Source organism: Thioclava sp. NS-SX20, from assembly GCF_057380695.1.
On sequence record NZ_CM170816.1, the window covers coordinates 21,974 to 36,695 of the forward strand.

The window sequence follows — 14,722 nt, forward strand, 5'->3', positions numbered from 1 at the left end:
GCCGCCTTTTTTATGCGCGTGGATCCGGTGGCAAAGGCCGTTGCGAGGCCCCGTCTGTTGCTCGGGGGCGGGGCAGCCCCGATGCCCGCCAGCCCGAAGAGTGCCTATCGGGAAGCGGATGCGAAACGGGCCTGCTTTGGGTCTCACCATGCGGCAGATTGGCCCGCCTTGCGGTTCGCGTGGGGCTTAAAGCCCCAGCACATCCATCATGTCATATTGACCGGGGTCTTTATCCTGCCCCCAGAGCGCGGCCTTCACCGCGCCACGGGCAAAGATGCCGCGGTCGGTGGCGATATGGCGCAGCACGATCCGTTCGCCCATGCCGGCAAACAGCACGTCATGTTCGCCCACGATATCGCCGCCACGAATGGCCGAAAACCCGATGGCGCCTTTCTCGCGCGCACCTGTAATGCCGTCGCGCCCCGATTCTTTATGGTCGGCAAGCGTGATGCCACGGCCTTCGGCGGCGGCCTCGCCCAACATCAGCGCAGTGCCCGAGGGCGCATCGACCTTGCGGTTATGGTGGGCTTCGATCACCTCGATATCCCAATCCTCATCCAGCGCCTGAGCAACCTTTTTCGTCAACTGGGTCAGCAGGTTGACCCCAAGGCTCATATTGCCTGCGCGCACCTGCACGGCGTGGAAGGCGGCAGGCTTCAGCGCCTCGAGCTGGGCGTCGGTAAAGCCCGTGGTGCCGATCACATGGGTCGCGCGGGCCTGGGCTGCCAGTTCGGCAAATTCCAGCGTGGCTTCGGGCGTGGTGAAATCGATCACCGCCTGCGCCTTGGCAAAGGCCTCAAGCGCATCGTCGGTCACCACGACGCCACGGCCCACGCCCATCAGCGCGCCCAGATCGCGGCCGGCCCAGTCATGGCCCGCCCGCACGACCGCGCCCACAAGGCGCGCCTTATCCGACGCCACGACGCTGCGGATCAGCATTTGCCCCATACGGCCCGACGCGCCGGTGATGACGATGCCCGGAAGTTCACCCATGGTTCTCTCTTTCGTTATTGGCCTTTCAGTTGGGCTCTTGCTTATCCTGCGGGCAGGGGCTTGGCAAAGCCTCATGCGACCTTGCGCCGCGCACAGGGGCCACGCGGCCATTGCACGAGACGCGGCAAATGAGTATGTGCGGAGTATGGCAAAGAACCGCTTCACTTCGGCCGAAGGGCCCTCTCAACGGCAGCTCCGCGTGGGCGAGCTGATCCGTCGTGCATTGTCTGACATCCTGCTGCGCGGCGATGTGCATGATCCCGACCTGTCCGGCGTGTCCGTGACGGTGGGGGAGGTGCGCTGTTCGCCCGATCTCAAAGTCGCGACCGCCTATGTTACCCCTCTGGGCGGCAAGGGCGAGGAAGGCCTGATCAAGGCGCTGGCCCGCAACAAGGGCGAGATCCGCCATATGGTGGGCAAGAGCCTGACCCTGAAATTCACCCCCGATCTGCGGTTCCGTCTGGACGAGACCTATGACCGCATGGATGAAACCCGCCGTTTGTTCTCGGATGAGAAGGTGCAGCGCGATGTGGCCCGTCACGATGACGAAGATGACGAAGATCTGGACTGAACTCGCCTTTCTGGGAGTTCTGGCAATGGGGGCGGGGCCGGTTCTGGCGGCCTCCGATGACCCGTGCCATCGGGTCGAGTTCGACTCGGCCGTCTTTACCGTCTGCGAGGCGGAGGCTGGCGATGATCTGCGGCTGTGGTGGAATGATCCGCAGGGCGCGCTGATCGGCACGCCCGACCGCCTGACCGAGCAGCTCAAGCCGGACGAGGTTCTGGCCTTTGCGATGAATGCGGGCATGTATCATGCGGATCGCCGCCCCGTGGGGCTGTTCGTGGAGCAGGGGCGGGAAGAACGTCCGATTGTGACCTCCGAGGGGCCGGGCAATTTCGGCCTGCTGCCGAACGGGGTTTTCTGCATCGGCGAGGACCGGCTGCAGGTTATCGAATCGCGCAGCTATCGCGACAATCCGCCCGCGTGCAAATACGCGACGCAATCGGGGCCGATGCTGGTGATCGACGGGGCTCTGCATCCGAAGTTTCTGCCCGACAGTGACAGTCTGAACATCCGTAACGGGGTGGGTGTGTCTGCCGATGGCCAGCACGCGTGGTTCGCCATTTCCGAAACGCCGGTGAACTTCCACCTGTTCGCGCGCCTGTTCCGCGACAAACTGGGCGCACGCAATGCGCTTTATTTCGATGGCAAGATCTCGCGGTTGGTCGATCCGTCGGAAAACCGCGCCGATTTCGGTGTGCCGATGGGGCCGATTGTCGGGCTGGTGCGCGCGGCCAAGCCTGCTGCATCACAGTCTGAATAAGGGCCGGATAGGGGCCGGTTGACCATCCGTCCCCCTTCGGCTAGCAGGACGCCTTGCAAACGGGCGCAAGCGAAGGGCGGACAAGGCAATGGCACGTAAAAAAGGTCGCGATGTTTCGGGCTGGCTGATCATCGACAAGCCTGCGGGGATGACCTCGACATCCGTTGTCAACAAGGTGCGTTGGGCGCTTGGCGCGAAGAAGGCGGGCCATGCGGGCACGCTGGACCCTGCGGCAACGGGGGTTCTGGCCGTGGCTCTGGGCGAGGCCACGAAGACTGTGCCCTATATTACCGATGCCGATAAATGCTACCGTTTTCAGGTGCGTCTTGGGGCGGCCACCAATACCGATGATGCCGAGGGCGAGGTGATCGAGACCTCCGAGACGCGCCCGAGCGATGACGAGATCCGTGCCGCTCTGCCGCAGTTTACCGGCGATATCATGCAGGTGCCGCCGCAGTTTTCCGCCGTGAAGGTGGATGGCGAGCGTGCCTATGCCTTGGCCCGTAAGGGCGAGGAGATGGAACTGGCCGCGCGCCCCCTCTGGGTCGAGAGCCTCGAACTGGTCTCGCGCGTGGATGCCGATACGATCGAGCTTGAGATGGTCTGTGGCAAGGGCGGTTATGTGCGCTCGATCGCCCGCGATCTGGGGCAGGCGCTGGGGTGCTTGGGCCATGTGCTCTGGCTCCGGCGCGAATGGTCCGGCCCGTTCGAGGCGGCGCAGGGGGTCAGCCTTGACGAGGTTGACCAGCTTGCCAAGACGCCCGAGCTTGATGCCAAGGTCCTGCCGCTGGAGATCGGTCTGGCCGACCTGCCAGAGCTGAAATGCACCCCCGATGGCGCGGTCCGTCTGCGCAATGGCAATCCGGGCATGGTTCTGGCCTCGGCCTGCGAATATGGCGACGAGGCTTGGGTGTCCTATGAGGGCGTGCCCTTGGCCGTGGGGGTCTACAAGGCGGGCGAATTGCATCCGAGCCGCGTGTTCAACCTGTAACCTGACGGGCCGGTGGATCTCCTCCGGCCTTTTCCTTGGCGAGAGGATGCCCCATGATCACGCGTGAATTCCTGAAAGGCGATGCGGCCTCGGTGGCGGTCTATTCCGACGACGAGCAGTATCGTTATCTTCTCACCCGTGTCTGGGACCCCGAGGGGCCGAGGGCGCTGTTTGTCATGCTCAACCCCTCGACCGCGACCGAGGTGCAGAACGACCCGACCGTCGAACGCTGCGAGAGGCGCGCGCGGGTTCTGGGCTTTGGTGCCTTTCGGGTGACCAATATCTTCGCCTATCGCGCGACCGATCCCAAGGTGATGCGCGCCCAGCCCGACCCTGTCGGCCCCGAAAACGACCGTGCCATTCTGGAGAGCCTCGACTGGGTGTCCGGCCCGCAGGACCGTGTGATCTGCGCATGGGGGGCGCATGGGGCGCATCTGGGGCGCGGAGCGGCGGTGGAGGCGCTGCTGCGCGGGGCGGATCGGGCGCTCTATCATCTTGGGTTGACGCAGGCCGGTGCGCCGAAACATCCGCTCTATATCGGTTATGCGCAGCAGCCGGTGCTCTGGGCCTGACTTAACCATCCGTAGATTTTTCATCACCACCGCTTATTTTGCCCTTAGGGAATCTGCGGGTGTTGCTGTAATGTTCTCGCGCGCAGGTGCCGCGAGGAGAATGGGATGTTGTTCTTTACAGGGTTGGTCGGTCTGTTGATGGCCGGTGCAGGGGCGGCTTTTGTGGGCAGTCACCGTTCGGAGGACACGGAGGAGGACCATCTTGCCGCTCCCGAAGCGGACGAGGCTCTGGCCGATGCGGTGGTCGAAGACCAGATCCTGTCCGGCAGTGCGGAGGATGACCATGTCAGCGGGGCCGGGGGCGATGACCAGATCAACGGCTATGGCGGGAATGACAGCCTGTATGGCGGTGCGGGCGACGACCAGCTTTGGGGCAGCGAGGGCGATGACGCCCTTTGGGGCGAGGCGGGAGAGGACACCCTGTCGGGAGAGCGTGGCGATGACAGCTTGCGGGGCGCGGACGGGGCGGATCTTCTGCGTGGCGGGCCGGGGCAGGACACGCTGTCGGGTGAGGCGGGCGAGGATTGTCTGCAGGGCGGCGAAGGCGATGATCTCCTTTCGGGGGGCGCGGGCGATGATGTCCTGCAAGGCGGGGCGGGGCAGGATACGCTGCATGGCGGGGCCGGTGCGGACGAGCTGGATGGCAATGGCGGCGATGATCTTCTGATCGGTGCGTCCGATCCCGAGGAGGATCTGGATGGCGCGGATTATCTGAATGGCGGCACGGGGGCCGACACGCTTGTGGCGGGCAGCGGCGACAGCCTCTCTGGCGGGGAAGATGCGGACAGTTTTGCACTCGGGTCCTGGATTTCAGCCGATCGCCCTGCCGTGATTTCCGATTTCGATGCGCAAGAGGACCGTCTCCTTGTGGTCTATGATCCGGCGCAGTCGCTTTCGCCCAGCCTGACACTGGAAGAGGATGCGCAGGGCACATGGGTGACGCTTGACGGCCAGCGCGTGGCGCAGGTGCAGGGGGCAGAGGGGCTCTTGCTGGAAGATCTGCAACTTGTTACCCGCGCTGTTTTCGAACAGCAGACCGGCTTTGGCTGATTGCCCCTTTATTTTTGAGCGGATTCGGTGTAAAGGCGCCCATCGCTTTTGCAAGAGAGCGTGTTTTATGGACCCTGCTGGACGACATCCCGGCTTGTGCCCCCACCCTTAACCAAGGAGATTCCGATGTCGATCACCGTCGAAGACAAGAACGCCCTGATCAAAGAATATGCAACCAAAGAAGGCGACACCGGTTCGCCCGAAGTGCAAGTTGCAATCCTGACCAAGCGTATTGCCAACCTGACCGAGCACTTCAAAACCCACAAGAAGGACAACCACTCGCGTCGTGGCCTTCTGATGCTGGTTGCTCAGCGCCGCAAGCTGCTGGACTACCTGAAGGGCAAAGAAGAAGCACGTTACCAATCGCTCATCGAGCGTCTGGGTATCCGTCGCTAAGCGCCTCGCGCTGGTCTGTAAGGATCGGGACGCCCGCTGGTTTCAGCGGGCGTTTTCTTTTTGCGCGGTCTGGCGAATCATTATGCAAAGACATGCTGAAAATTTTGGCATTTTGACAAAAGTGCAAATCGACCAAATCAGCCCAATATCTGATCATAGTGACCAATATGAATGTATCATCTGGTCTATTTGACTTATTTGCATGATCTGGCTGTGTGTTATGTCTTTTTTCTTCGTTTTTTGGCTGGTCCGTGCAAGAGACCCGTAACGAAAAACAGAGGGGGAATTGATGAGTATCGGTATCTGGATCAGTCTCATCGCCTATTTTGCATTGATGCTGGGCATCGGCGTTTACGCATGGCGTAAATCCACATCGAATTCCGAAGAGTATATGCTGGGTGGCCGTGATCTGCCGCCGTCGGTTGCAGCCCTGTCGGCGGGCGCTTCGGATATGAGCGGCTGGCTCCTGCTGGGGTTGCCGGGCGCACTTTACGCATCGGGTCTGGTCGAAGCCTGGATCGGCATCGGCCTGTTCATCGGGGCGCTGTTCAACTGGATCATCGTGGCACCGCGCCTGCGCGAGCAGACCGAGCGCTATTCCAACAGCCTGACCATTCCGGCTTTCCTTGCCAACCGCTTCCCGACCCATGCCACCGCGCTGCGCATGGTGTCCGCGATCATCATCGTGGTGTTCTTTGCGGTCTATACGGCGTCGGGCCTTGTCGGCGGCGGCAAGCTTTATGCCAGCGCCTTCGGCGGTGACTATATGGTGGGCGTGTGCATCACGCTGGGCATCGTTCTGGTCTATACGGTCATCGGTGGCTTCCTTGCCGTGTCGCTGACCGACTTCGTGCAGGGCTTCATCATGATGCTCGCGCTGATCATCATGCCTGCCGTGATCCTGTATATGGGGCAGGGCAATGGCGTTGATCAGGCTGCGGCACGCCTGTCGGATATGCAGGAGGGCTATCTGTCGATGACGCATGGCCTGACCGCGATTGGCTGGCTCTCGGCGATGGCATGGGGGCTGGGCTATTTCGGCCAGCCGCATATCATCGTGCGGTTCATGGCTGTGCGCTCGGTCGCGGATGTACCGAAGGCCCGTAATATCGGCATGGGCTGGATGGCAATCTCGCTGCTGGGGGCGATCGGCGTGGGGATCTTCGGCCGCGCCTATGTAGAGCGCAACGGCATCACCGTTGATGACCCCGAGACCATCTTCATCCTGCTGTCGAACCTGCTGTTCCATCCGCTGGTCACCGGCTTCCTCTACGCAGCCCTTCTGGCGGCGATCATGTCGACCGTGTCCTCGCAGCTTCTGGTCTCGGCCTCGTCGATCTCGGAAGATTTCTACCGCATCGTGCTCAATCGTACCGCCTCCGACCGCGCTCTGGTGAATGTCGGGCGTCTGGCGACGGTTCTTGTCGGCGCGGTCGCGATCTGGATCGCCCGTGATCCGGGCTCCGAAGTGCTGGGGCTTGTGTCCAATGCCTGGGCCGGTTTCGGTGCGGCCTTCGGCCCGCTGGTGATCCTTGCGCTGACTTGGCCGCGCATGAACGGGGCAGGCGCGCTGGCCGGTCTGGTTGTCGGTGCCGGAACGGTGATCTTCTGGATCTATTCGGGTCTGGCGGCGTCGACCGGTCTTTACGAGATCATTCCGGGGTTTGTGGCGGCTTTCGTTGCTATTGTCGTGGTGACGCTGATCACACGGGATGCCGGCGAATACCGCGCAAAATAAGGCGCGACACAGAAAAAGGAAAAGGCCGCGGCATTTGCTGCGGCTTTTTTCATTGGGGCAATGTTTCACGGGGAACGTTGGCAGCCGCCTTTCCCGAAGAGCGGCAGAGGGCATGCAAGGATTGCTTTTCATAAGCCGCATTTTCCTGTATGAGGCGAGGCATCTGAGACGTGACGCCCGAGCCCCCGGGGCACATGCACAGGATAGAGGGGCGGCGGCAATGGGGCCGCCATGCAAACGGGAGCCCACGGGATACGCCTGTGAGGTTTCCAGACAGGATACGCTGAATGTTCAACGTTACGAAAAAATCCATCCAGTGGGGCGAAGAGACCCTGACGCTGGAAACCGGCAAGGTGGCACGTCAGGCCGACGGAACCGTGATCGCCACGCTGGGCGAAACCTCGGTCATGGCCAATGTGACCTTCGCCAAGGCACCGAAGCCGGGTCAAGATTTCTTCCCGCTTACGGTTCACTACCAAGAGAAATATTACGCAGCCGGTAAGATCCCGGGTGGCTTCTTCAAACGCGAAGCGCGCCCGACGGAAAAAGAGACGCTGACCGCGCGTCTGATCGACCGTCCCTGCCGCCCGCTGTTCGTTCCGGGCTTCAAGCATGAAGTGCTGGTCATGTGCACCGTGCTCAGCCACGATCTGGTCAACGAGCCCGATATCGTCGCGATGATCGCGGCCTCGGCGGCTCTGACCATCTCGGGCGTGCCCTTCATGGGCCCGATCGCAGCGGCGCGTGTTGGCTTCGTGGATGGGGAATATATCCTCAACCCCGAATGCGAGGACATGACCCAACTGCGCAACAACCCCGAGCAGCGCCTCGATCTGGTTGTCGCCGGCACCAAAGACGCCGTTATGATGGTGGAATCCGAAGCTTACGAGCTGTCGGAAGAAGAAATGCTCGGCGCGGTCAAGTTTGGCCATGACGCGATGCAGCCGGTTCTGGACCTGATCATCGATCTGGCCGAAGCCTGCGCGAAAGAGCCCTTCGACTTCGTTCCGCCGAACTATGACGAGCTGTATGGCAAGGTCAAAGCGGCTGGCGAGACCCAGATGCGCGCCGCCTTCGCGATCAAGGACAAGCAAGAGCGTTCGAATGCGATCTCTGCTGCCGTGACCGCCATCAAGGACGCGCTGTCGGAAGAAGATCGCGAAGACGCGAATCTCGGTTCGGCGATCAAGAAGCTGGAATCGGGCATCCTGCGCGGTGACATCATCAATGGTGGCGCCCGTATCGACGGTCGTGACAAAACCACCGTGCGTCCGATCACCTCGGAAGTGGGCATCCTGCCGCGTACCCACGGTTCGGCTCTGTTCACCCGTGGCGAGACCCAAGGTCTGGTCGTGACCACGCTGGGCACCGGCGATGACGAGCAGATCATCGACGCGCTGGAAGGCAACTACCGCTCGAACTTCCTGCTGCATTATAACTTCCCTCCCTATTCGGTGGGCGAAGTTGGCCGCGTGGGTTCGCCGGGCCGTCGTGAAATCGGTCACGGCAAGCTGGCATGGCGCGCGCTGCAAGCGGTGCTGCCGGCAGCAACCGACTTCCCCTACACCATCCGCGTTGTCTCCGAGATCACCGAATCGAATGGGTCTTCCTCGATGGCTTCGGTCTGCGGCGGCTCGCTGTCGATGATGGATGCGGGCGTTCCGCTGAAAGCTCCGGTGGCAGGCGTTGCGATGGGCCTGATCCTTGAAGACGACGGTCGCTATGCGGTCCTCACCGACATCTTGGGTGACGAAGACCACCTTGGCGATATGGACTTCAAAGTGGCGGGTACCGAAAACGGCATCACCTCGCTGCAGATGGACATCAAGGTTGCAGGCATCACCCCCGCGATCATGGAGCAGGCTCTGGCGCAGGCCAAAGACGGCCGCATGACCATTCTGGGCGAGATGAACAAGGCGCTGTCCGCGGGCCGCACCGAGTTCTCCGAGCACGCACCGCGCATCGAGACGATGCAGATCCCGACCGACAAGATCCGTGAAGTGATCGGCTCGGGCGGTAAGGTCATCCGCGAGATCGTGGAAACCTCGGGCGCGAAGGTCGACATCAATGACGACGGCATCATCAAGATCGCCTCGGCCAATGGTGAAGCCATCAAGAAGGCCTATGACATGATCTATTCGATCGTGGCAGAGCCGGAAGAAGGCAAGATCTACACTGGTAAAGTCGTGAAGCTCGTCGATTTCGGCGCCTTCGTGAACTTCTTCGGCAAGCGTGACGGCCTCGTCCACGTGTCGCAGATCGCCAACAAGCGCCTGAACCACCCCTCGGATATCCTCAAAGAGGGTCAAGAGGTGAAGGTCAAGCTGCTGGGCTTCGACGATCGCGGCAAGGTGCGCCTTGGCATGAAGATGGTCGACCAAGAAACCGGCGAAGAAATCGCGCCGGAGAAAAAAGAAGAAAAAGCAGACTGATCTGCGCTTTTCGATGATTGTGAGGGGCGTGGTTCATGCCCCTCATTTACTATTTCAGGCCCTTTGCCCCGCGCGCTTTCGTGCAATGGCCTGTGGAGCAGGACAGTGACGCAGACATCCTATTTGCCGCCCAAGAAAACCCCCTCGGAAAAATTTGTTCGTGAAATAAAACGGCTCGGGCGTCAGATTTATTTCAAGTTCATGCCCTATTGGGGGCATGTGACGCGCATGATCTGTGATTTGCAGCGCAGTCGTAAGGTTCATGTGATCGAAGGGCAGCAGGTCGCAACGCAGGATGTGGTCGTTTTGCTGGTCTATCAGCCTAAAGGCATTCTGGCGTCGACCTATTGGCAACTCGACTGGCTGGCCAAGCAGGGGCTGTCGGTGGTTCTGGTCTCGAATACCAAGATCTCCGATGCCGATAAGGCAAAGCTTTCCCCGCTGACCCGTCTCATCGTGGAGCGCCCGAATATCGGCTATGATTTCGGTGGCTATCGCGAGGGCGTCTTGCAGGTTCTCGACCGCAAGATGGCCCCGCGCAACCTCTATGTCATGAATGACAGTATGTGGTTCCCGCTTTCGGAAGACTCCGATGTGATCGACCAAAGCCGTGCTGCGCCCGAAGATGTCTGGGGGTTGTTTGTCGATCTGGACTGGCGGCACCGGAAGGCGGGAAACCATCACCGGACCCATGTGCAGTCCTATTTCTTCCGCTTCTCGCAGAAGGTTGTGCAGGACCCGCGATTTGACCGGTATTGGCGCAAGATGTCGATCGTTAATGACAAGCGCCTTGTGATCAAGATGCGCGAGTTGAAACTTGCCAACCATTTTGCGGATCTCGGTTTCAGCGTTGGCGGGTTGCATAGCTGGGCAGAGGTGCGCGATTTCCTGATCAATCTCGACGATGAAGAGATGATGGACGCGATCTTGCGCCTGCAATGCAGCGTGAAGCGCCATGATGCGCGGATTATCCAGCCGCTTCTCGAGCGGGGGGATATGACCGCGCTTCAGATCCGTGATGCGCTGAGCGACAAGATCGAGGCAACCAATCTGTTTGTCTTTTCTACGGCGCTGCATCCCTATGTGATGCGGTCTCTGGGCTTTCCTTTCCTGAAAAAACAGCGGGTGGCTGAAATGATCGGGGCACGGGCCAAGATCCTTGAACTGGGGCTGGAAGCCGAGTTTCCGCCCGCAATCCGCGATGAGGTCGCGGTCTGGGACAAGAACTGAAATCTCTAGGGAGAGCGGGATGACCGATCCGGTGCTGATCCTCACCATGAAATGGGGCACGCTCTATGGTCCCGAATATGTCAACCGGCTGGCGGCGGGGGTGCGGCAGCATCTGGGCCGCCCGCACCGGTTCATCTGCTTTACCGATGATGCCTCGGGGCTGGACAGCCGGATCGAGGCGTTGCCTTTGCCCGAGTTGGGCTTGGCGAAGGGCAAGACCGACACCCGTTGGCGCAAGCTGGCGCTGTTTCGCGAGGATCTGGCGGGGCTATCGGGGACGGCGCTGTTTCTCGACCTTGATCAGGTGATCGTGGGGCCGCTCGATGCGTTTTTCGAGCTGGACGGCCCCTTCCGCATCATCCGCGACGATGATCTTTTCCGGCACAAGCCCCTGCGCAAGGTGAATGCCGAACGCGATGCCTTCCTGCATTCGGTCGGCAACAGCTCGGTCTTCCGTTACGAAATCGGCGCGCATAGCTATATCCTTGACGCCTATCTGGCCGATCCCGAGGCCGCGACCCGTGATTACGAGATCAGCCAGCAGTTCCAGTCGGCGCAACTGGCAAAGCATGGTCATCTGGCCTATTGGCCCAAGGGCTGGTGCGTGAGTTTCAAGAATGATTGCGTGCCGCGCGGGCTGAAAAGCTATCTGGCCGATCCCACGCTGCCGGAGGGCGCCAAGATCGTCTGTTTCGCGGGCAATCCCAAAATGACCGATGCGCTGAACGGGCGGGGCGGGAAATGGTATCGCCGGATCGGGGATGTCTCTTGGCTGAAACAGGCATGGGAGGCCCCGAATGGCTGAGCCGAACTGGTTTCGCTATCTGAAATGGCGCAGGCGCGTGGCCAAGGCACGGCGCGAGGTTCTGTCTCGCAAGGGGCAGGGCAGGCCGCATGGGCTGGCGGGGCGCCTGATCGTGTCGCTGACCAGCTATCCGGCACGTTTCGGCTCGCTGGAGATCACGCTGCGCTCGATCCTGACGCAGAGCGTTGCTCCTGACGAGGTTATCTTGTGGCTGGAACCCGGCCATGAAGAACAACTGCCGCCTGCCATCCGTGCCTTGCCGGGGCTGAGTATCCGCAGCCACGAGTTCCTGCGCTCGTATATGAAGATCATCCCGACGCTTCTGGCCTATCCGGAAGCGACCATCGTGACCTTCGATGACGATGTCTATTACCCTCGCGACTGGCTGGAGCGGCTGGTCGAGGCCGCCAAGGCGTCTCCGCGCCAGATCATGGTGCACCGCGCCCATCGGTTTACGGTTAGGGACGGGCAGCCTCTGCCCTATGGCGCGTGGCAAAAGAATATCTCGGAAACGGAAAGCGCCGCGGATGTGTTTCTGACGGGGGTGCATGGGGTGCTTTACCCGCCCCATAGCCTGTATAAGGATGTGACGCGCAAAGAGCTGTTCATGACGCTCGCGCCGATGGCCGATGATGTCTGGCTTTACTGGATGGCACGGATGCAGGGCACGCTGATCCGGCATGTCGGGGGGCGGACGCGGATCATCGAATGGCCGGGCTCGCAGGAGGTCAGCCTGAAGTCCTTCAATATCAACGAAGAGACGCGGGGCAATGATCAGGCAATCGCGGGCATGATGGGCCATTACGGCCTGCCCGAGCCGCGCAGTTGAGCCAAGCCCATAAAAAAGCCCGCATATCGATGCGGGCTTTTTCAAACCATGTGCCGTGTTTCAGTTCTGCTGTTTTGCGAAACGCAGATAGGGCAGCTTGATATCCAGATCGCCGTATTTCGCCTTGGCATCGTCATCCGACACCGAAAGCGCCACGATCACGTCCTGCCCCGGCACCCAGTTTGCGGGGGTGGCAAACGGCACGCCATCGGTTGCCCGAACGGCATCCAGCGCGCGCAGGATCTCGGCGAAGTTGCGGCCCACCGACATCGGGTAGGTCATCGTCAGGCGGACCTTCTTGTCCGGCCCGATGATATAGACGGTACGCACGGTCGCGGTATTGGCGGGGGTGCGGTTGGCTTCGGGCAGATAGAAATCTGCGGGCAGCATGTCATAGGCTTTCGACACGGTCAGCGAGGTGTCGTCGATGATCGGGAAACCGGCTTTCGCGCCCGAGAAGGACTCGATGTCGTTTTTCCATTTCACATGCTCTTCGACCGTGTCCACCGACACACCGATAACCTTGGTGTTCCGCTTGGCCCATTCATCGGCCAGCTGTGCGACAGCGCCGAATTCGGTGGTGCAAACAGGGGTGAAGTCACGCGGATGCGAGAACAGCACGACATAGCCATCGCCGATGTAATCGTGAAACTTGATCTCGCCTTCGGTCGAAGGCGCGGTGAAATCGGGGGCGATATCGTTGATGCGCAGTCCCATAGAGTCCTCCATCTGAAATCTCTGCCCCAGATATAGGCGCAGCCTCCGGCTTTGCCCAGCCTGTGCCATTGAATTGCGCAAATTTGCACGGCTCTATTCCCGCTTTGCATGGCGGAATGCGCTTTCGGTCCCTTGCGTCTCTGGCCGCTTTCAGACAGGCTGCGCGCGAAATAGGAGTCTGCTCATGATCGAGAAACGTCAGTTTTACATCAATGGTGAATGGGTTGCGCCGCTGGCCCCGCGCGACCACGACGTCATTGATCCGTCCACCGAAGAAGCCTGCGCCATTATCAGCCTTGGCACCAGTGCCGATGTCGATGTCGCCGTCAAGGCCGCCAAGGACGCGCTGCCTGCATGGCGCGCGACGCCCCCCGCCGAGCGTATCGCCTATGTCGAGCGTCTGCTCGAGGTCTATAAGGCCCGCCAGCAGGAGATGGCCGAGGCGATCAGCCTTGAAATGGGCGCGCCGATCGATCTGGCCTTCGCCGCGCAGGCCGGTGCCGGTATCAGCCATATCACCAACTGCCTGACGGCGGCGAAATCCTTCGAGTGGCTGCACCCGCTGGGCGATGGCACGCCGGGCGCGATGATCGGCTATCAGCCGATTGGCGTTGTGGGTCTGATCACCCCGTGGAACTGGCCGATGAATCAGGTCACGCTGAAGGTGGCTCCGGCGCTTGTGGCGGGCTGCACGATGGTGCTGAAGCCTTCGGAAGAGGCGCCGCTCAGCTCGATGCTCTTCGCCGAATTCGTGCATGAGGCAGGCATCCCCTCAGGCGTGTTCAACCTTGTGAACGGCGATGGCATGGGCGTGGGCACCGCGCTTTCGGGCCATGTGGATATCGAGATGATCTCCTTCACGGGTTCCACCCGCGCAGGCCGTGCGATCTCGAAAAATGCCGCCGAGACGCTGAAGCGCGTCGCGCTTGAGCTGGGTGGCAAGGGCGCGAACCTTGTGTTTGCCGATGCCGATGATGCGGCTGTGGAACGTGGCGTGAAGCATATGTTCAACAACTCCGGCCAAAGCTGCAATGCGCCCTCGCGTATGCTGGTCGAGCGCGCGATCTATCCGCAAGCGCTGGAAATCGCGAAGAAAGTGGCCGAGGAAACCAAGGTCGGCAATCCGCGCGAGCATGGCAAACATATCGGTCCGGTGATCAACAAGTCGCAATACGACAAGATTCAGGGGCTGATCGAGAAGGGCATTGCCGAGGGCGCGACCCTTCTGGCCGGTGGTCCGGGTCTGCCCGAGGGTGTGAACCGCGGCTATTACGTCCGCCCGACGGTCTTTGCCGATTGTACGCCGGATATGAGCATCATGAACGAAGAGATCTTCGGACCGGTGCTGTCGATCATGCCCTTCGATACGGAAGAAGAGGCCGTGAAAGTGGCCAATGACACCGAATACGGGCTGACCAACTATGCACAGACCCAAGACCCTGAGCGTCTGCGCCGCATGGCCATGCAGCTTCAGGCGGGCATGATCGAGCTGAACGGTCAATCGCGCGGGGCGGGTTCGCCCTTTGGCGGGATCAAGGCCTCGGGTCGTGCGCGCGAAGGCGGGCGCTGGGGTATCGAAGAGTTCTGCGATGTGATCGCGATCTCGGGTTACGCTGCCGAATAATCCGGCCGGATATCTGGCCT

14 protein-coding genes are annotated in these 14,722 nt (G+C 61.0%); 12 read left to right on the forward strand and 2 right to left on the reverse strand.

What is annotated here, in order from left to right; all coding sequences use genetic code 11:
* Positions 1–186: 186 nt before the first annotated feature.
* Entirely contained in the window at positions 187–993 is an 807-nt protein-coding gene (dapB, locus tag AC2ISB_RS00085) for a 4-hydroxy-tetrahydrodipicolinate reductase (protein ID WP_486575490.1), read from the reverse strand.
* A 145-nt stretch (positions 994–1,138) separates the two neighbouring features.
* Between dapB and rbfA the strand changes: the two genes are divergently transcribed.
* The 11 genes from rbfA (at position 1,139) to AC2ISB_RS00140 (ending at position 12,361) form a co-directional block, all read left to right on the forward strand.
* Positions 1,139–1,564 (forward strand): 30S ribosome-binding factor RbfA, encoded by a 426-nt coding sequence (gene rbfA, locus AC2ISB_RS00090; RefSeq protein ID WP_339108810.1) that lies wholly within the window; start codon positions 1,139–1,141, stop codon positions 1,562–1,564.
* The gene (locus AC2ISB_RS00095) at positions 1,545–2,318 is read left to right on the forward strand and encodes a phosphodiester glycosidase family protein (protein WP_406735724.1); all 774 of its coding nucleotides are present in this window, start codon (positions 1,545–1,547) and stop codon (positions 2,316–2,318) included. The genes rbfA and AC2ISB_RS00095 overlap by 20 nt, the downstream gene beginning before the upstream one ends.
* Before the next feature lie 88 nt (positions 2,319–2,406).
* Complete coding sequence (gene truB / locus AC2ISB_RS00100; protein ID WP_406720166.1) at positions 2,407–3,309, forward strand: tRNA pseudouridine(55) synthase TruB; 903 nt, start codon at positions 2,407–2,409, stop codon at positions 3,307–3,309.
* Positions 3,310–3,362: 53 nt separating this feature from the next.
* Entirely contained in the window at positions 3,363–3,881 is a 519-nt protein-coding gene (locus AC2ISB_RS00105) for a DUF1643 domain-containing protein (RefSeq protein WP_339108813.1), read from the forward strand.
* Between the two features lie 105 nt (positions 3,882–3,986).
* Positions 3,987–4,931: a calcium-binding protein gene (locus tag AC2ISB_RS00110; protein WP_486575492.1), complete on the forward strand. Its 945-nt coding sequence runs from the start codon at positions 3,987–3,989 to the stop codon at positions 4,929–4,931.
* A gap of 126 nt (positions 4,932–5,057) precedes the next feature.
* Positions 5,058–5,327: a 30S ribosomal protein S15 gene (gene rpsO / locus AC2ISB_RS00115; RefSeq protein WP_339108815.1), complete on the forward strand. Its 270-nt coding sequence runs from the start codon at positions 5,058–5,060 to the stop codon at positions 5,325–5,327.
* Positions 5,328–5,616: 289 nt separating this feature from the next.
* On the forward strand, positions 5,617–7,065 hold the full coding sequence (gene putP / locus AC2ISB_RS00120; protein ID WP_339108816.1) for a sodium/proline symporter PutP: 1,449 nt from the start codon (positions 5,617–5,619) through the stop codon (positions 7,063–7,065).
* Positions 7,066–7,352: 287 nt separating this feature from the next.
* Entirely contained in the window at positions 7,353–9,497 is a 2,145-nt protein-coding gene (pnp, locus tag AC2ISB_RS00125; RefSeq protein ID WP_406720169.1) for a polyribonucleotide nucleotidyltransferase, read from the forward strand.
* Between the two features lie 228 nt (positions 9,498–9,725).
* Entirely contained in the window at positions 9,726–10,727 is a 1,002-nt protein-coding gene (locus AC2ISB_RS00130) for a rhamnan synthesis F family protein (RefSeq protein ID WP_406720170.1), read from the forward strand.
* Positions 10,728–10,746: 19 nt separating this feature from the next.
* Positions 10,747–11,532 (forward strand): hypothetical protein, encoded by a 786-nt coding sequence (locus AC2ISB_RS00135; RefSeq protein ID WP_339108819.1) that lies wholly within the window; start codon positions 10,747–10,749, stop codon positions 11,530–11,532.
* On the forward strand, positions 11,525–12,361 hold the full coding sequence (locus tag AC2ISB_RS00140; RefSeq protein ID WP_486575495.1) for a glycosyltransferase family 2 protein: 837 nt from the start codon (positions 11,525–11,527) through the stop codon (positions 12,359–12,361). Before AC2ISB_RS00135 ends, AC2ISB_RS00140 begins: the two co-directional genes overlap by 8 nt.
* Positions 12,362–12,421: 60 nt before the next feature.
* Here the strand turns inward: AC2ISB_RS00140 and AC2ISB_RS00145 are convergent, their stop codons facing one another.
* Entirely contained in the window at positions 12,422–13,078 is a 657-nt protein-coding gene (locus AC2ISB_RS00145) for a peroxiredoxin (RefSeq protein WP_339108821.1), read from the reverse strand.
* 184 nt (positions 13,079–13,262) lie between these two features.
* On the opposite strand from AC2ISB_RS00145, the gene AC2ISB_RS00150 reads away from it, so the two are divergent.
* Complete coding sequence (locus AC2ISB_RS00150) at positions 13,263–14,702, forward strand: aldehyde dehydrogenase family protein (protein WP_486575498.1); 1,440 nt, start codon at positions 13,263–13,265, stop codon at positions 14,700–14,702.
* Positions 14,703–14,722 lie beyond the last annotated feature (20 nt).